The organism is Saonia sp. (assembly GCF_056326165.1).
Genome location: NZ_JBWFBN010000001.1, coordinates 424,100 through 442,595 on the forward strand (window position 1 = coordinate 424,100; position 18,496 = coordinate 442,595).

An 18,496-nucleotide genomic window follows, 5' to 3' on the forward strand; every position below is an offset into this window, starting at 1 on the left:
TTACATGAAATTTTTGAAAAGATTAAAGTTTCCTGTCCTGACAGGAATCATATTGGTTGTAGGTTTTTATTCCTGTGAAGAAGACCTTACTACAATAGGAGAAGGGGTAATTAGTGGAGAGCCTTTTGTTACCGATAAAGCAGTTTATGATGTATTTGCCTTCAACAAGAAAATAAAAGCGGTACAAACAAATAGATTGCCAATATATCAGTTAGGAGTTTTTAATGACCCCATTTATGGAAAAACTGTAGCTAAAATAACTTCGCAAGTAAACTTGTCCACCGCGGGCAATCCCACCTTTGGTAATTATTCGCAAAACACTGAAGATAATTCTGAAACAGATAGTAGTGTTTCTACAATTCCAGAAAATGAAACGGTAAAAGAAGTATACTTATATATCCCTTATTTAACGAAGTCGGCATCTCTCAGGGATTCTGATAGCGATGGGGTTGATGATGAATTTGATGATGAGCCAAATGACTCCACAAATGATAGTGACGAGGATGGAGTTAGCAATGCTCAGGAAAAAAGCTCAGGAACTGACCCATTAAACCCAGATACAGATGGAGATGGGATTAACGATGGTGATGATGATGAAACTGTAACTAATGCATTTCCTAAGAAATTGGATTTGGATAGTATTTATGGTAATAGAACTGCCGCATTTAACCTTAAAGTTGAACGTTCTACTTATTTTTTAAGAGATTTAGACCCAAATTCCAATTTCCAAGAAGCACAAGAATATTATTCTAATCAACAGTTTTCATCTGAATTTGTTGGGGAGTTGCTTTTTGATGGTGAGGTTACTATAAGTGATGAAGAAATAATTTTCTTCAATGAAGATGACCCAGAGACTGATGAAGATGAATCCCTGCAGATTGATGCTACCAAAACACTACAACCAGGGATAAGAGTATTATTAGATTCCGCTTTTTTTCAAGAAAATATTTTAGACAAAGAAGGCCAATCTGAATTGTTGAGCGGTGGTAACTTTAAAGAGTTTTTTAGAGGTATTCATTTATCCGTTGATTCAATTTCCGATGATTTGTTGTTTTTGTTTGATTTGACTCAAGCAAGAATAGATATAAACTATGAACACGATAAGTTGAATACCAATAGTACAGTTGATGATACTTCTGATGATTTTATAGAGAAAGAAGAGAAAACATACCAATTAAGATTATTGCAAGGTGGAGGAACTTCAGCAATTACAAATAATGCAATAAATACATTTTTGAATGATGCTTTCCCAACGGAAATAATGGATGAATTGGACACGAATGAAGAAGCATCAAAAATTTACTTAAAAGGAGGTTCTGGAACTTATAGTGAAATAAAATTGTTCAATGAAAATAATGGAGAGGAAATAATCAATCAAATTAAAGAAAATAATTGGATTATTAATGAGGCCAATTTGATTTTTTATGTAGATAGAAACACTTTAGACCTTATGGGAAGTGAGTTTGAACCGCCCAGACTTTATTTGTTTAATACAGAATCAAATCTTCCATTGTATAATGTGGCTTCGGAAACATCAACCTCGAATACTTCTTTAGGACTGTACAATAATTATGATGGAATATTAGAAGAATCCAATGGTGAGGGTGTAAAGTATACAGTGAAAATAACAGACCACCTTAACAACCTCATAGTACGAGATTCTGTCAATGCAACGCTTGGCTTAACACTTTCATCCAATATAGGAATACCCAATGTCAGAAATGCAATGTTGGAAGATGATTTAAACGAAACAAATATTCCAGTAATGGCTACTACAAGTCCATTAGGAACTGTTCTTTTTGGGAGCAAGGAAGTAATAGGAGAGGAAGGAAAAAAACTTAAATTGGAAATATATTACACTAAGGCCAATTAATTCTTTGTTGTTTAAGATACCAGTTAAGGAAATTATTCGTTATTCATCTAGATTTTCATAAAAAGGGAGATTCTTGATTTATCTTTGTTTGTAATAGTTTCCCTGCCAATCTTAATAACTTTAAATACATGTGTGGAATTGTAGGATATATTGGTCATAGAGATGCATATCCAATCATTATAAAAGGGCTTCAACGACTAGAATATAGAGGTTATGATAGCGCAGGAATAGTACTTTATGATGGAGGAAACGTTAATCTATCTAAAACTAAAGGAAAGGTTGAAGACTTGGTGAATAAAACGAAGTCTCAAATTTCTACATCTGGAAAACTTGGATTAGGGCATACTAGGTGGGCTACTCACGGCATTCCTAATGATGTAAACTCTCACCCACATTACTCAAACTCTGGTGATTTAGTAATAATACATAATGGAATCATTGAGAATTATGAATCTATAAAAAAGGCCTTAATAAAGAGGGGTTATACTTTTGAATCAGATACTGATACTGAGGTTTTAGTTAACCTAATTGAAGAGGTTAAAAAGAAGGAAGATGTAAAACTAGGAAAGGCGGTTCAAATTGCATTGAACCAAGTAGTAGGAGCATATGCTATTGCTATTTTTGATAAACATAAACCAGATGAAATAGTAGTTGCCAAGTTGGGAAGTCCATTGGCAATTGGTATTGGTGAGAATGAATACTTTGTAGCATCAGATGCTTCACCTTTTATTGAGTTTACTAATAATGCGGTTTATTTAGAGGATGAGGAAATGGCAATTCTCCGAATTGGTAAAGAAATTAAGTTAAGGAAAATTAAGGATGATAAAATTGCTTACCCCAATATTTTGGAGCTTCAATTAAATCTTGAGGAAATTGAAAAAGGTGGTTTTGACCATTTTATGTTGAAAGAAATTTATGAACAACCAAGGGCAATTCTTGACACTTACAGAGGTAGATTATTAGCAGATAAAGGAATAATAAGAATGGCTGGAATTGACCAACATTTGGAAAGATTTCTTAATGCCAATAGAATTATCATTGTTGCCTGCGGAACATCATGGCATGCTGGATTGGTAGCGGAGTATATTTTTGAGGATTTGGCTAGAGTACCAGTTGAAGTTGAATATGCCTCTGAGTTTAGATATAGAAACCCGGTTATTACAGATAAGGATGTACTTATTGCTATCTCCCAATCTGGGGAAACAGCGGATACTTTGGCGGCTATAAAATTGGCCAAAGAAAAAGGAGCCTTTGTATTTGGTGTGTGTAATGTTGTAGGGTCTTCAATTGCAAGAGCTACGGATGCAGGCGCTTATACCCATGCTGGGCCAGAAATTGGCGTTGCTTCTACAAAAGCATTTACAACACAAATAACAGTACTTACTCTTATTGCTTTAAAATTGGCAAAAGAGAAAGGAGTGTTTTCTGAATCCAAGTTCCATGAATTTTTAACTGAGCTAGAAACTATTCCCTCAAAAGTGGAAAAGGCATTAGAGTCAAATCCATTAATTGAAATTATAGCAGATGTATATAAGGATTCTTCAAATTGTTTGTATTTAGGAAGAGGATATAATTTTCCTGTGGCGTTGGAAGGGGCTTTAAAGCTAAAAGAAATTAGTTATATACATGCCGAAGGTTATCCAGCTGCTGAAATGAAGCATGGTCCTATTGCTTTAATAGATGAGCAAATGCCTATTGTGGTTATAGCGACCAAAAAAGGACATTACGAAAAAGTAGTGAGTAATGTCCAAGAAATAAAGTCCAGAAAAGGAAAAATTATTGCTGTTGTTACACAGGGTGATAGTCAAGTAAAGGAATTGGCTGATCATGTTATAGAAGTTCCAGAGACTTTGGAAAGTTTAACACCACTATTAACAACAATCCCATTGCAGTTATTATCCTATCATATTGCAGTAATGAGAGGATGTAATGTTGACCAACCACGTAACTTGGCAAAATCTGTTACGGTAGAATAGTAGTTGTAAGATATTTCTTTGATAATATTAAAAAGACCATTTTGATGGTCTTTTTTTATACTTTTTTGAGGATATATCATTTTTGGGTATCTTATTTTAAGAAATAATGCTATGCATGCATAATTTTTTTGTCCTTTTTCTACTATCGAAATATAAAAAAATGTATCTTGCCGCCGATAAAATAACGGAAAATCAGGCTTGAACTAATGTTTATATAAAATATTTAAGAATGAAAAAAATACTCTTTTTATCCTTTTTGATGTTTGGAATGTTTGGGTATGCCCAGACAGTTGTAAAGGGAAGTGTTGTAGACCAAAATAGTGAGCCAATTCCAGGGGCAAATGTTGTCATTGTGGGGAAGGCAATAGGTACGGTTACAGATTTTGATGGAAATTTTACTTTGGAAACTTCAGAAGAACCACCTTTTCAAATAAGAATTAGTAGTATAGGATACTCAGAAGCAGCAGAAGAAATTACCAGCAATGAGCAAACGGTTTCTGCTGTTTTAAATGAGGCACAGACCATTCTTGATGAAATAGTTATATCTGCATCTAGAACCCCGGAAAGAATTTTTGAATCTCCCGTATCAGTTGAACGCTTTGGCTTAAAGGAAATAAAAAACACATCCGCTGCATCTTTCTATGGAGGTCTGCAGAATTTAAAGGGAGTAGATATTAACACTAACAGTTTAACATTTCAATCTATAAATACAAGAGGTTTCGCAACGTTTGCAAACACACGCTTTATGCAATTGGTAGATGGTATGGACAATACCGCACCTGGGCTGAACTTTGTTTTAGGAAACCTGGTTGGGATGTCCGAATTAGAAGTTCAAAGTGTAGAAATATTACCTGGAGCTTCATCTGCACTATATGGTGCGGGTGCTTTTAATGGTATTTTGTTTATGACCAGTAAGAATCCTTTTGATTATCAAGGAATTAGTGCTTATGCTAAAACAGGAATAACATCACAACAAGCAGCTGGGGATAATAATTATTATGATTTTGGAATTAGAGTATCCCACGCTTTTAGTGATAAATTGGCCGTTAAAGCTAATTTGTCTTTTCTAAAAGGAGAAGATTGGCATGCTAATAGTGATGTTGATTTGAATAATCCAGGAGCAACTAGAGTTAACCCAGCCTACGACGGGTTAAATATTTATGGCGATGAGGTAGGAATCTTACTTAATTTTGATGCTGCTGCTGGATTACCATCAGGGACAGTAGGTTCTGCTTTTGTTACTAGAACTGGGTATGAGGAAATTGATTTAGCAAATTATGAAGCTGAAAGTGTAAAAACAGATTTTTCTGTTCACTACAGACCTTTTGCCAATGATGTTGAAATTATATATAATGGAAGAGTTGGTAGAGGAAATACAATTTATCAGGGAGCCAATAGATATTCAATCAAGAATTTTATTATGCAGCAGCATAAAGTAGAAATTAGAAACGATAATTTCTTTCTTAGAGGATATATTACTACTGAAGGATCTGGAGATTCCTACGACACAAGATTTGCAGCTATCAATATTAACAGAGCATGGAAGTCCGATACAGATTGGTTTACGCAATATGCTCAAACATTCATTGGTGCAAGATTGGGAGTAGGTACAGGTGTTCAGTTAGATGAAGCAACAGCACATGCCGCTGCCAGACAAGTGGCAGATGCGGGTAGATATGTTCCTGGCACACCACAGTTTCAATCAGCCTTTAATAGAATTACTTCCGATGGAAACTTAACAACAGGAGCTAAATTTATCGATAACACAAAATTTAGACATGCAGATGCCAATTACAATTTTAGCCATTTGACAGAAGATGTGGCCGAGATTCAAATAGGGGGGTCGTATAGAGAGTATGAGCTAAATTCAAACGGAACTATTTTTACAGACATTGATGGTCCTATTAGTTATAAAGAATATGGGGCCTATATGCAAGTTCAAAAGAAGTTGATGGATGAGAGATTAAAACTAACAGGTTCTGTTAGATATGATAAAAATGAATTTTTTGAAGGCTTTTTATCTCCAAGATTCTCGGTGGTATATACAGCAGGAGAAAATAGAGATCAAAACTTTAGAGCATCAGTTCAGCAGGGTTTTAGAAATCCTACTACTCAGGATTTATTTATAGGTTTAGATGCTGGAGCGGCTATTTTGGTGGGTTCGGCTCCTAACAATTTAGACAGAGATGTTAGAACCTTTAATTTAAGTCAGAGTGGAGCTACATTAACTGGTCAATCTAGTGTTAATGTAGTTGGTAGAGCAGCTTATGAAAATGCATTTTCCTTGAATTCTGTTAGTACAGGAGCGCCAGCAGCAGTTAATATACCTATAGTACAACCTGAAGAGATTACTGCTTTTGAGGCTGGTTATAGAGCTAAGCTTGGGAAAGTGGTGATAGATCTTTCAGGCTATTATAACAAATACAAGAATTTTATTTCCAATCAAACTGTACTTGTTCCACTATATGGAACTGCAGGAGACAATGCACTTTCTTTATTGGCATTGCAGAATGGTGATTTTAAGGCCTATCAAACTTATACCAATTCAGCAGCTGATATTAATTCTTATGGTGGAACAATTGGTGTTGACACCAAAGTTTTTGGAAACTTTGACTTGGGAGCTAATTATACCTATTCTGAATTAGACTTTAACCAAGCTGCTTTTCCTGATTTTAGAACCAATTTTAACACACCAAAGCATAAAGTAAAGGCATCTTTTGGAAATACAGAACTTTTTGAGAATTTTGGATTCAATGTTAATTATAGGTGGAGCGATACTTATGAGTGGCAAGCTTCTTTTGCCGATGGTGATATCCCTGCTTATACGGTATTAGATGCACAGGTTAACTATTCAGTACCAAATATTAAATCTGTATTTAAAGTTGGAGGTTCTAACTTATTAGGAGATGAATATTTTAGCGCTATAGGGACAGGATTCGTAGGGTCCATTTATTATGTGTCATGGACTATAAATCCGTAAAAATGTTATAAAACTTTATAAAAAAGGCGTCATTTAAATGATGCCTTTTTTATTGGCAAAAAAGAAGAGAAGTAGTTTTTATTTAAAATTGAATAACATATCTTTGCAGCCTGAAAAACGTAAGGTATTATCAATACAAGCATACGTTAAAAACGCAAATAGATTCTTAAAAATTAAATACTTAGGTAATGTCAAAAATTACAGGTAAAGTTTCTCAAATTATCGGACCAGTTGTGGATGTTGAATTTGGTGCTGGGTCAGAGCTTCCAAAAATTTATGATTCGTTGGAAATTGATAAAGCCGATGGTTCTAAATTGGTGCTAGAAGTACAATCACATGTTGGCGAAAATACAGTAAGAGCCATTTCTATGGATTCTACTGATGGTTTAAGCAGGGGTGTTGAAGTAAATGCAACAGGTAGTGCCATCCAAATGCCAATTGGTGATGATGTATATGGAAGATTGTTTAATGTAATTGGAGATGCGATAGATGGTTTAGGAAATTTGCCTAAAGCAGGAAAAGATGGCTTACCCATACACAGAGAAGCCCCTAAATTTGAAGATTTATCAACTTCTACTGAAGTTCTTTTTACTGGGATTAAAGTAATCGATTTAATTGAGCCCTATGCAAAAGGAGGTAAAATTGGATTATTTGGTGGAGCAGGTGTTGGTAAAACGGTATTAATTCAGGAATTAATTAATAACATTGCAAAAGGTCACGGAGGACTTTCAGTATTTGCAGGTGTTGGTGAACGTACAAGGGAAGGAAACGATTTGCTTCGCGAAATGTTGGAATCTGGGATAATAAAATATGGTGATGACTTTATCCATTCTATGGAAGAAGGTGGATGGGATTTGTCCAAAGTGGATAAAAAAGCCATGAAAGAGTCTAAAGCCACTTTCGTTTTTGGACAAATGAACGAACCTCCTGGAGCTCGTGCACGTGTGGCACTTTCAGGATTAACTATAGCGGAATACTTCCGTGATGGAGCAGGAGATGGTCAAGGAAAAGATGTACTTTTCTTTGTGGATAATATTTTCCGTTTTACGCAAGCAGGTTCAGAGGTATCGGCACTTTTGGGTCGTATGCCATCTGCGGTAGGTTACCAACCTACTTTGGCAACAGAAATGGGTGCCATGCAAGAACGTATTACATCTACAAAAAGAGGTTCTATTACATCTGTACAAGCGGTTTACGTGCCTGCGGATGATTTAACGGATCCAGCGCCAGCAACAACATTTGCTCACTTGGATGCAACTACTGTACTTTCACGTAAAATTGCTGAGTTAGGTATTTACCCTGCTGTGGATCCATTGGATTCTACCTCTAGAATTTTAACTGCTGATATATTAGGAAATGAGCATTATGATTGTGCGCAACGTGTAAAAGAGCTGTTACAACGTTATAAAGAATTACAAGATATTATTGCTATTCTTGGTATGGAAGAATTATCTGAAGAAGATAAATTAGCTGTAGGTAGAGCAAGACGTGTACAACGTTTCTTATCACAACCTTTCCATGTTGCAGAACAGTTTACAGGCTTACAAGGAGTATTGGTAGACATAAAGGATACAATTAAAGGATTTAACATGATTATGGATGGTGAATTGGATCACCTGCCAGAATCTGCCTTTAACCTTAAAGGAACCATTGAAGACGCTATTGAAGCTGGAGAAAAAATGTTAGCCGAAGCTTAATTAAATAATTATGCATTTAGAGATAGTATCACCAGAAGCAACTTTATTTGCTGGAGAAGTTACATCGGTAACAGTTCCAGGAATTAATGGGGAATTTCAAATGTTGTCCAATCACGCACCTATAGTATCATTATTACAACAAGGTACTGTTAAGATACAGGGAAACATTACGGTTGATGAGGATTTTGAAAGTAAATTTTCTAAAGGTCCTAATGGAGAAACCATTTTAAATATCAATAGTGGAACTGTTGAAATGAAAGACAACAAAGTAATTGTATTGGCTGATTAAATAAAAGCCATTATTAATCATATAAATAAGAAAGCCGCCCATTGAGCGGCTTTCTTATTCAATATACTCTAATATATCACTAGGCTGACAATCTAATGCCTTACATATAGCTTCTAAGGTAGTAAACCGAATGGCTTTAGCTTTTCCAGATTTAAGAATAGAAAGGTTGGCAGTGGTTATTCCAATAATTTCTGCTAAATCTTTGCTTTTCATTTTACGCTTTGTAAGCATTACATCCAAATTGATTACAATGCCCATATCAGATGGTTAGGTCGTTTTCTTTTTTAAGAATATATCCTTTGCCTATTATTTTTGAAATTATTAAAAGGAAGAGAGCTGTTATGAGTAGTGTAACAATACCTTCAATTACTTCGGTCGAATTAAAATCACTAATTTTTTTGTATGGTTCTCCCAAAATAATCTCAATTATATTTATGAAGAATCTTATGGCACAATAATAAATTAATGCTCTTCCAATAATATTGAAAGATTTTCCATTTTTTTTGATAAAAAATTTTCCAAATTTAGCTTGTTTACAATCTTACTGAACTTGAACAAAAAATAGGTTATTGTTATTAGAGCGAGCATTTTAACACAAATAAGTATAATAATAACCAGAGAGTACTCTGCATTATCATTACTGAACATTATATCATGAATTAAGTTGGTATACTTAAAAATTGTTGTAATTCCACCAAAAATCCAAAGACAAATTAAAATGTATAAGTAAAGAACTAATTTTTTCATAATTAAAAAATTATTGTTTAACGATAATAAATATATAAAAATTATTGATAAACAATAATAAATTTATTCCAAAACAATTAATTTCCATTCTTGTTCATTGGAAATATATGTTGCTAAATCTGTAAATCCAACAGCATAATGAGCGTTGAGTGAACGTGTATTGGCAGCATCAACCTCTGTAATTATATATTCAAATTCTGGTTGTACTTCTTCTTTCATGTTCTGGTATAACTTTTTAAAAAACCCCTGACCTCTATAATTTTTGTCAATACATATCTGACCCATAACAATAAATTTATTTTCCTTGGGAAAGACTTTCTCAATTTCAACAAACATGGGTTTTAATACCTCAATTTCATTAGCAAAGCATGGGTGCATACATAGTGCGTAACCTACAACTACATTATTATCAGTGGCAATAATATGTGGGCACATAGTATTCATTTTTTGCAGGATTTCCAAAGAATGTGATACAGTTACAAAACCTTCTTTCTTCTTTTCTTCATTTGATAGCTGGGTTGGGAGGTTTTTTTGTTGAAGTTTCAGAATTTGTATTAATTCTTCTGTTGTTTCAGCTATTTTGAAGATAACCATGGGTATAATATTTTAATTAAAAGACTAGATTTGTTACATGATGGATTTTCCCAAAAAACTTCAGTCTAAGTTAACCAAAAGGGGAGAGCATATGGCTCTTCGCACTTTAGGTAAAGCAACAAATTTAGTAGATTTTTCCTCAAATGATTATTTAGGTTTTGCGACTAATGAAGCAATATATTCTGATACATTTAAATTAATTTTAAAGAAAGGAATATCACAAAATGGAGCTACTGGCTCCAGACTTTTATCGGGAAATTATAATTTATACTCTGAATTAGAAACCTATTTAACATCCTTTTTTGCTGTGGAAAGCGCTCTAATCTTTAATTCTGGTTATGATGCGAATCTTGGTTTTTTTAGTTCAATACCTCAAAAAGGGGATGTTATTTTTTATGATGAATTAATACATGCAAGCATCAGGGAAGGTATTTTACTTAGCAATGCAAAAAGTTATAAGTTTAAACATAATAATTTAGAGGATTTAAAACAAACTATTGAGCGTTGTCAAAATAATACCGATTTGGCTATTGATGAAATCTATATCGTGACAGAATCTGTTTTCTCAATGGACGGTGATTCACCAGATGTAGAGGGCTTGGTAAACTTCTCAAAATCTAAAGGCTATAAATTGATTGTTGACGAAGCACATGCCATCGGGATTTTCGGAGAAAATGGAGAAGGATTAGTACAACAAAACAATCTTCATAAAGATGTTTTTGCAAGAATTGTAACCTTTGGAAAAGCATTGGGCTGCCATGGAGCTGCAATATTGGGAAGTAAAAAATTAACTGAATACCTTGTAAATTTTGCTCGTAGCTTTATTTATACTACAGGTTTGCCACCACATTCTATCGCAACCATTTATTCGGCATTTTCCTTTCTTTTAAAAGATGAAGCTAAAGAGCCAAGAAGTCAATTGGAAACCAACATAAGTTTTTTTAAAGAAAGAGTAGAAGCTTTAAAACTCAATAAGTATTTTATCCCAAGTAATTCCTCTATTCATTGTTGTCTTATTTCTGGAAATGAGGAAGTAAAAAGTGTGGCAAAAAAAATTCAAGATAAAGGATTTAATGTGCATCCTATTATTTCACCAACGGTTCCAGAGGGACAGGAACGCTTACGGTTTTGTTTACACAGTTATAATTCCAAAGAAGAATTGGGATTGGTTTTACAAATATTAGCATCAAATTTAAAATAATATGGATCAAAAATTTTTTACCCTAGCCTCTTTTGAATTTTCTGCTGACGTACAAATCGTGAAAGGAAAATTAGAATCGGAGGGGATTGAGGTTTTTCTAAAAGATGAAAATACAATTAATTCTGACCCATTGATTAGTGGTGCCATAGGAGGTGTAAAGTTGCAGGTATATTCCACAGATAAGGAAAAGGCCTTGGAAATTTACAATGAAATTAGAAACTATGCTGTTGACGATAGAGGAGAATTAATAGTCTGCCCAAATTGTAAAGCCCAAAAATCTGAAGTTTATTACACCAGAAAAGGGTTGTTTTATAAACTTTTTCCTTTCTTTGAAGAGAGAAAATATAAATGTCTCAACTGTAACATTATCACCAAATCAAGTTAATTATGAAACAGATTTTTGTCACTGGAATATCTACGGAAGTGGGAAAAACCATTGCTTCTGCAATTATTGTTGAAGCTTTAAAGGCAGATTATTGGAAACCTATCCAATCTGGGGATTTGGACAATACTGATACTAATAAAGTTGCTGCTTTAATATCCAATAACAAAACAGTTTTTCATAAAAGTGCATACGAATTGAATACTGCTGTAAGCCCACATGAAGCTGCTGAAATAGATGGTATTAAAATTGAGTATAAAAAACTTCACGAACCAGAAACGACCAACCATTTGGTTGTTGAGGGAGCAGGAGGCTTGCTGGTGCCTTTAAATGATACCGATACTGTATTGGATATTATTATGCCAAACCATAAAGTTATTGTGGTTTCTAGAAATTATTTGGGCAGTATCAACCATACGCTACTAACAGTAAAATGGTTAATGGACAGAGGATATGAGGTTTTTATTTTGTTCTCTGGAGTAGAAAATGCTGCATCAGAGAGTATAATCGCCAAAAAGACCAAAGCTAAGGTTCTAGGTAGAATAGATGAGGAAAAATCTTTTAATAAAAAGATTGTCAAAAAATACGCAGCTAAATTTAAAGACGTGCTGGAATCACTCTAAACGCTGTAAGATTTCTGCTTTTTCAACTGTTGCAATAGCCTTGTAGTGTTTGTCTAGATAGATATTAATATATTCATTTTCTTCTACCTGTTTTTTATCAAAAACTGACCTTCCCTTTCTTGTTACAATTGTTTTTGGTTGAAGTTCTTCCATAATATATTTTAATTCATCAACAGATGTTTTTCTGGGATTCGAATAGAATGGAAAAAGCTCACTTCTACAAATGTTACTGGGATGGGTAGTAGATTTGGTTGGCGGATTTATCCCTAATTCCCAATATCCGATATGATACCCAAAAAATAAAAGATTTTTGGTTTCAAGACTATTTTCCAAAATATATTGGGGTACAGTAAACCCCTCGCCATTATATAAAGTTCCTCTTTGTATTTTGTTTCTTATAATCGAAGTATATTCAATATAGGCTTCTATAGGAAGCAACAGGGTAAGGATTAAAATATATGGTTTGTAGTTTAGTGTTTTTAAATATGAGATTTTACTTATTACAATAGCTACAAAAATTATTAAGAGAGGATGTAATTGAATAAGATAATGCCCATTTATACGTCCTCCCTTCACAAAAGAAAATAGAATACCAAAGATTGCGATTAAAATTAATAGATGGCGGGGCTTTTTAAAATCGAAATATTTTTTTCTCCATAAAAAGTAAAAGAAACTTAGTATTATTAAATAAAAAGGCAGTGTCTTTGTTAAAGAATATCTGCGGGCTTCTGTATATTCTAAAGGGGCTTCAATAACGGATTTCCACCATAAATCAAAAGAGCCTTTTAGATAATAAGGCAAAATAGTTAAAAGAACTACAATTAAAACACCTCCCCAAAATACAGCTAAATTTATTACCCCTGTCAGATATTTCTTTTGATAGAAAGAATGATAAAGTAGAAATAACCCCAAAAATAGAACAGGATATGCCATGTTCAATTTAGTCATAATTGATAGCCCCATCAATAGTCCAGATAAAATAAACATAGAAGGCTTATTGTGTTTTAGTAGTAGATATAAGCCAGGTATAAAAAATACCATGCAGATATGTTCGGACATGACTCCTTGCAAACTACCAAACATACTTTGTAGTCCTACACATCCAATTGCTGCCCAAAAACCCACTTTTTTGGTGCTTATTTCTACCCCAATCCTATATGTATAAAATGCTGTAATGGCCACAGCAAGGGTTCCGAAAAAGCGTATGGCAAAAAAGCTTTTCCCAAAAATATAAATTATACCAGCAAAGTACAGAAAAGTAATAGGTGGTTTTAAATCCCACAGTTCAGTATATGGTAGGTGACCATTTACCCATGATTGCCCCATAAGAATAAACGTACTTTCATCTCTGTCAACATAATCTCGAAAGAAAAAAGGAAATCTAATTAAAAAAGAGACTAAAAAAAGAATTAAAAAAACTGTTCTGTTTTTTAGCTTTATATAATCAGGCGTAAGAAAAGCAATAACCTTTTTAAACATGGATGCCTTGTAATTATTTATGATTAATTACCATCTTTGCAAGATAGATAAAAAGGGTTTTATTAAATTCTATCACATTGAAAAATCTTTCTGAAAGAGACAAAAAATATATTTGGCATCCGCTAACGCAACATAAACTGCACCCCAATATGCTGGGAATTTCAAAGGCAAAAGGCGCACTTTTGTTTGATGAAAATAATAAGGAATATATAGATGGAATTTCCTCATGGTACACTAGCATGTATGGTCATTGTAATGATTTTATTATTGAAAGAATATATAAACAACTAAACCAATTAGATCAGGTTGTTTTTAGTGGATTTACCCATGAACCTGCAGTGAAACTTTCAGAAGAGCTTATTAAAATTCTTCCAAATAATCAGTATAAACTTTTTTTTTCAGATAACGGTTCCACAGCCACAGAGATTGGAATTAAAATGGTTTTACAGTATCATCATAATTTAGGAAATAAGCGCAACGTGCTATTGGCCTTTGAGGAGGGCTTTCATGGTGACACATTTGGTTCAATGTCTGTTTCTGGTCTGTCTGTCTATAATGGTGCTTTTGAAGATTTTTTTATTGAAGTAGAACGAATTCCTGTTCCAACAGCAAAAAATATTGATTCTATATTGACTAAGTTGAATGAGTATTTAATGAAGGGTAATATTGCGGGATTTATTTATGAACCTCTTGTTCAAGGTGCTGCTGCTATGAAAATGTATAGAGCAGAGGAATTGAACAAAATTTTGAAGTTATTACAACAACATAATGTTCTGACAATTGCGGATGAAGTAATGACCGGTTTTGGCAAAACAGGTAAGTTTTTCGCATCAGATTATATAGAAACCAAACCGGATATTATATGTTTATCCAAGGCGCTGACCGCAGGTGTGGTTCCCATGGCTATAACTAGTTGTACTCAAAAAATTTATGATGCTTTTTATAGTAATGATATTTCAAAAGGCTTATTCCACGGACATACCTATACTGCAAATCCAATAGCATGTACCGCGGCATTGGCTGGATTGGAATTATTACAGTCTGATGAAATTCAGAAAAACATAAAAAATATTATTTTATGGCATCAAGAGTTTGATGCTAAGATTAAGAACCACCCCAAAGTTGCTAGAACACGTCAAATAGGAGTTATTTATGCACTAGATCTTAATATTAAAATGGACCGCTACGGAAGTTTAAGGGACAAGCTTTTCAATCATTTTATGGATGATGGAGTGTTTCTTCGCCCTTTGGGAAATACAATTTATATTTTGGCACCTTACATAATTTCAAAAGAGCAAATGCAAAAAATATACAGTAGTATCATAATTGTTTTGAATATAGTTTAATGATACCTAACTCTTCAATTTCCATAACAGCTATTTCATCTATTTCCCCATTGGGAACTTCTTTGGAAGAAACATGGGAGAATTATAAAAAAGACGCCCATTTTTTAAGTCAGCTAAAATATGGAGATAAAAAGGTGTGGACAGCACAACTTCCAAATGATGCAAAGCAAGAAATAGAAAAGCTTAGACTATCTGATGCCAAATATAAAAACCTAGATAATACGGTATTATATGCTATATATGCCTCTAGAAGTGCTATTAAAAATGCAAGATGGCAGTCCAAAGATAATTTTGGGGTAAATATTGGCTCATCTCGTGGAGCAACAACTCTTTTTGAAAAATATCATCAAGAGTTTCTTCAAAAGCATACAGTATCAACATTAGCATCTCCAACAACTACATTGGGAAATATATCCTCATGGGTGGCCCATGATTTAGGTACACAGGGGCCAGAAATATCGCATTCTATTACTTGTTCCACAGCACTACATGCTTTGTTAAATGGAATAGCATGGATTAAAAGTGGCATGGCAAATAAATTTTTAGTAGGAGGCAGCGAAGCTCCTTTAACGTCTTTTACCATTGCTCAGATGAAAGGGCTAAAGATTTATTCAAATGAAAATAGTGAGTACCCTTGCATGGCATTGGATTTAAAAAAGAAAAGAAATACCATGGTTTTGGGAGAAGGTGCTTCTATGGCATGTTTGGAAAAAGGAAAAAAGGAAAATTCTTTAGCAATAATTGAAGGCATAGGGTATGCGACTGAAACCTTGGAGCATAACATATCTATTTCTTCTGATGCTCAATGTTTTCAACGTTCCATGAAGATGGCTTTGGGCAATATAAAACCAGATGCAGTAGATATAATTGTAATGCATGCCCCAGGAACTATTAAAGGAGATGCATCAGAAAAAAATGCCATTGAAAAAGTTTTTTGTAACAAAACACCATATTTAACTACAAATAAATGGAAAGTAGGACATACTTTTGGTACTTCAGGGATGTTGAGTGTTGAGCTTGCTATTTTAATGCTGCAACATCAAGAATGTATAAAAGTCCCATACATTGAGAATTCTCCTATTCCTAAAAAAATCAAAAGAATTCTTATAAATGCAGTTGGCTTTGGAGGTAATGCAGTGAGTGTCTTATTGTCTAAATAAAGGTTTTCTTGTTTTAGAATTTTAAAACCTATATATTTCTAAAAGGTATTTTCTAACTAAATTATAAAATTATGGTAGAGTGGTTTTCTGAGCTTGCTTCTTTTGATAAAGTGTATTGGATAATAGCTGGTATTGCTTCACTTTTTTTTGTTTTTGTTGCTGTTTCTACAATATTTGGTGGTGATGGAGACAATATGGATGGAGATGTTGATGCTGATATAGAGGGTGATGTAGGTGTAGGATTTCAGTTTTTTACCTTTAAGAATTTAGTTGCTTTTTTTACCATTTTTGGCTGGTCTGGAATTTCTTGTATTGATGCTGGATACTCTCACACAATGACGATTGTTATTTCTGTTATTTGTGGATTAATTATGATGTTTGTTATGACTTTTTTAATGTATCAACTTTCTAAATTAAAAAGCAGTGGTACACTAAAAATGAAGAATGCACAAGGATCTATAGGAGAAGTATATCTTACTATAGGCGCCAATAGATCCAAAACGGGGAAAGTGCAAATAAAAGTACAAGGAGCTTTAAGAGATTTGGAAGCGTTGACAGATGAAGATGTGGATATAAAAACTGGAGCAGTGATAAAAGTAAAAGAAGTAACAGATAACGGTATTCTTATTGTAGAACAATTAAAAAAATAATTATATGCTAAATGCCATTTTATTGCAAGTGGAAGGTTTCGGACCATTAATAACTATTGGTTTTACTATCTTTTTTATATTCATATTATTAGTAATACTAATTCGTCGTTACAAACGATGTCCTTCAGATAGAATTTTAGTTGTTTATGGTAAGGTAGGTGGAGGACAATCCGCGAAATGTATTCACGGTGGTGCAGCATTTATTTTGCCTGTTATCCAGGATTATGAATTTTTGGATTTAACACCTATATCAATAGAAGTAAATCTAGTAAATGCATTAAGTAAGCAAAATATTAGAGTAAATGTACCCTCACGTTTTACAATTGGGATTTCTACGGAGCCTGGAATTATGCAAAATGCTGCTGAAAGATTACTAGGATTGGGTCAAAATGAAATTCAGGATTTGGCACAAGAAATTATATTTGGTCAGTTACGTTTGGTAGTTGCTTCTATGGATATTGAAGAAATTAATTCTGATAGAGATAAGTTTTTAACCAATATTTCTCAAAGTGTAGAATCCGAACTTAAAAAAGTAGGGTTAAAATTAATCAATGTAAACATTACAGATATTGTTGATGAGTCTGGTTATATTGAAGCTCTTGGTAAAGAAGCCGCTGCACATGCAATTAATGCGGCACGTAAGTCTGTAGCAGAAAAAACAAGAGACGGTTCTATTGGAGAGGCAAATGCTGTGCAAGATGAAAGAACACAAGTAGCCGCTGCCAATGCCCAGGCTGTAGAAGGAGAGAATACTGCTAAAATTGCAGTTGCCAATTCCGACTCACTTCGTCGTCAAAGAGAAGCAGAGGCGGAACGTGTAGCAATTGCTTCAGAAAAAGTACAATCAGCAATGGCATTGGAAGAATCATATGCAGCAGAACAACAAGCAGAAGTTGCAAGAGCAGAAAGGGAACGTTCTTCGCAAATGGCAGATATTATTGTTCCTGCAGAAATAGACAAAAAAAAGGTAGAGATTGACGCTGAAGCTGAAGCTGAAAGAATACGTAGAAAAGCGAAAGGAGAGGCAGATGCAATTCTATTTAAAGCACAGGCTGAAGCAAAGGGATTGTTTGAGGTATTGACAAAACAAGCTGCAGGTTTAGATGAGATTGTAAAGGCAGCAGGGAATGACCCTAAAGATGCTGTGCTACTTTTAATTGCGGATAAATTGCCGGAATTAGTAAAAACTCAGGCAGAAGCTATTAAGAATATTAAGATTGATAAGGTTACCGTTTGGGAAAATGGGAACGGTAAAGACGGAAAAACATCAACCTCTAACTTTATTTCTGGAATGTATAAAGCAGTTCCACCATTACAAGAAATGTTTAATATGGCAGGAATGCAATTGCCAGAATATCTAAAAGGAAAAGAGGCAGATACTAAAGAGATAGAAGAGGAGTCACCAAAAGAATCTAAATCAAAGAATAAAGAAGAAAAAGAGTAGTCTTTCAATTCAAATAACCTGAAAAGACCTGTTGATTATTATTAACCAACAGGTC

At 33.9% G+C, this 18,496-nt stretch carries 16 protein-coding genes; 12 read left to right on the plus strand and 4 right to left on the minus strand.

The genetic code is table 11. The features are described 5' to 3' along the window. The first annotated feature begins 4 nt into the window (after window positions 1-4). The 5 genes from AC000W_RS01865 (at window position 5) to AC000W_RS01885 (ending at window position 8,815) form a co-directional block, all read left to right on the plus strand. Window positions 5-1,873: a DUF4270 family protein gene (locus AC000W_RS01865; protein WP_474745540.1), complete on the plus strand. Its 1,869-nt coding sequence runs from the start codon at window positions 5-7 to the stop codon at window positions 1,871-1,873. Window positions 1,874-2,001: 128 nt separating this feature from the next. After that, window positions 2,002-3,849 carry a glutamine--fructose-6-phosphate transaminase (isomerizing) gene (glmS, locus tag AC000W_RS01870; protein WP_474745542.1) on the plus strand — a complete coding sequence of 616 codons (1,848 nt, stop codon included), beginning with the start codon at window positions 2,002-2,004 and terminating at the stop codon, window positions 3,847-3,849. Between the two features lie 229 nt (window positions 3,850-4,078). Further along, the gene (locus AC000W_RS01875) at window positions 4,079-6,829 is read left to right on the plus strand and encodes a TonB-dependent receptor (RefSeq protein WP_474745544.1); all 2,751 of its coding nucleotides are present in this window, start codon (window positions 4,079-4,081) and stop codon (window positions 6,827-6,829) included. Between the two features lie 188 nt (window positions 6,830-7,017). Continuing rightward, window positions 7,018-8,526, plus strand: coding sequence for a F0F1 ATP synthase subunit beta (gene atpD / locus AC000W_RS01880; protein ID WP_474745546.1), 1,509 nt, complete (start codon window positions 7,018-7,020; stop codon window positions 8,524-8,526). Window positions 8,527-8,536: 10 nt separating this feature from the next. Next, the gene (locus tag AC000W_RS01885; RefSeq protein WP_474745548.1) at window positions 8,537-8,815 is read left to right on the plus strand and encodes a F0F1 ATP synthase subunit delta/epsilon; all 279 of its coding nucleotides are present in this window, start codon (window positions 8,537-8,539) and stop codon (window positions 8,813-8,815) included. 54 nt (window positions 8,816-8,869) lie between these two features. Here AC000W_RS01885 and AC000W_RS01890 read toward each other — a convergent pair whose 3' ends face one another. From AC000W_RS01890 to AC000W_RS01900, 3 genes are all read right to left on the minus strand, one after another. Beyond that, window positions 8,870-9,073, minus strand: coding sequence for a helix-turn-helix domain-containing protein (locus tag AC000W_RS01890; protein ID WP_474745549.1), 204 nt, complete (start codon window positions 9,071-9,073; stop codon window positions 8,870-8,872). Window position 9,074: 1 nt separating this feature from the next. Beyond that, window positions 9,075-9,323 (minus strand): DUF2975 domain-containing protein, encoded by a 249-nt coding sequence (locus AC000W_RS01895; RefSeq protein WP_474745803.1) that lies wholly within the window; start codon window positions 9,321-9,323, stop codon window positions 9,075-9,077. Window positions 9,324-9,625: 302 nt separating this feature from the next. Next, entirely contained in the window at window positions 9,626-10,156 is a 531-nt protein-coding gene (locus AC000W_RS01900) for a GNAT family N-acetyltransferase (RefSeq protein WP_474745551.1), read from the minus strand. A gap of 37 nt (window positions 10,157-10,193) precedes the next feature. Here AC000W_RS01900 and AC000W_RS01905 point away from each other — a divergent pair, with 37 nt between their 5' ends. From AC000W_RS01905 to bioD, 3 genes are read left to right on the plus strand one after another with little or no spacing between them, the layout of a single operon-like run. After that, entirely contained in the window at window positions 10,194-11,357 is a 1,164-nt protein-coding gene (locus AC000W_RS01905) for an aminotransferase class I/II-fold pyridoxal phosphate-dependent enzyme (RefSeq protein WP_474745553.1), read from the plus strand. A gap of 1 nt (window position 11,358) precedes the next feature. After that, complete coding sequence (locus tag AC000W_RS01910) at window positions 11,359-11,742, plus strand: putative signal transducing protein (protein ID WP_474745555.1); 384 nt, start codon at window positions 11,359-11,361, stop codon at window positions 11,740-11,742. Between the two features lie 2 nt (window positions 11,743-11,744). Continuing rightward, the gene (gene bioD / locus AC000W_RS01915; protein ID WP_474745557.1) at window positions 11,745-12,362 is read left to right on the plus strand and encodes a dethiobiotin synthase; all 618 of its coding nucleotides are present in this window, start codon (window positions 11,745-11,747) and stop codon (window positions 12,360-12,362) included. Here the strand turns inward: bioD and AC000W_RS01920 are convergent. After that, window positions 12,354-13,841: an ArnT family glycosyltransferase gene (locus tag AC000W_RS01920; RefSeq protein ID WP_474745559.1), complete on the minus strand. Its 1,488-nt coding sequence runs from the start codon at window positions 13,839-13,841 to the stop codon at window positions 12,354-12,356. The genes bioD and AC000W_RS01920 overlap by 9 nt on opposite strands. A 77-nt stretch (window positions 13,842-13,918) precedes the next feature. Between AC000W_RS01920 and bioA the strand changes: the two genes are divergently transcribed. The 4 genes from bioA to AC000W_RS01940 all read left to right on the plus strand — a co-directional run bounded on the left by bioA (window position 13,919) and on the right by AC000W_RS01940 (window position 18,441). Then, complete coding sequence (gene bioA, locus AC000W_RS01925) at window positions 13,919-15,187, plus strand: adenosylmethionine--8-amino-7-oxononanoate transaminase (protein ID WP_474745561.1); 1,269 nt, start codon at window positions 13,919-13,921, stop codon at window positions 15,185-15,187. Then, the gene (locus AC000W_RS01930; protein WP_474745563.1) at window positions 15,187-16,347 is read left to right on the plus strand and encodes a beta-ketoacyl synthase N-terminal-like domain-containing protein; all 1,161 of its coding nucleotides are present in this window, start codon (window positions 15,187-15,189) and stop codon (window positions 16,345-16,347) included. Before bioA ends, AC000W_RS01930 begins: the two co-directional genes overlap by 1 nt. A gap of 71 nt (window positions 16,348-16,418) precedes the next feature. Continuing rightward, on the plus strand, window positions 16,419-16,997 hold the full coding sequence (locus AC000W_RS01935; RefSeq protein ID WP_474745564.1) for a hypothetical protein: 579 nt from the start codon (window positions 16,419-16,421) through the stop codon (window positions 16,995-16,997). 4 nt (window positions 16,998-17,001) lie between these two features. Beyond that, window positions 17,002-18,441, plus strand: coding sequence for a flotillin family protein (locus AC000W_RS01940; protein ID WP_474745565.1), 1,440 nt, complete (start codon window positions 17,002-17,004; stop codon window positions 18,439-18,441). Window positions 18,442-18,496: the final 55 nt, after the last annotated feature.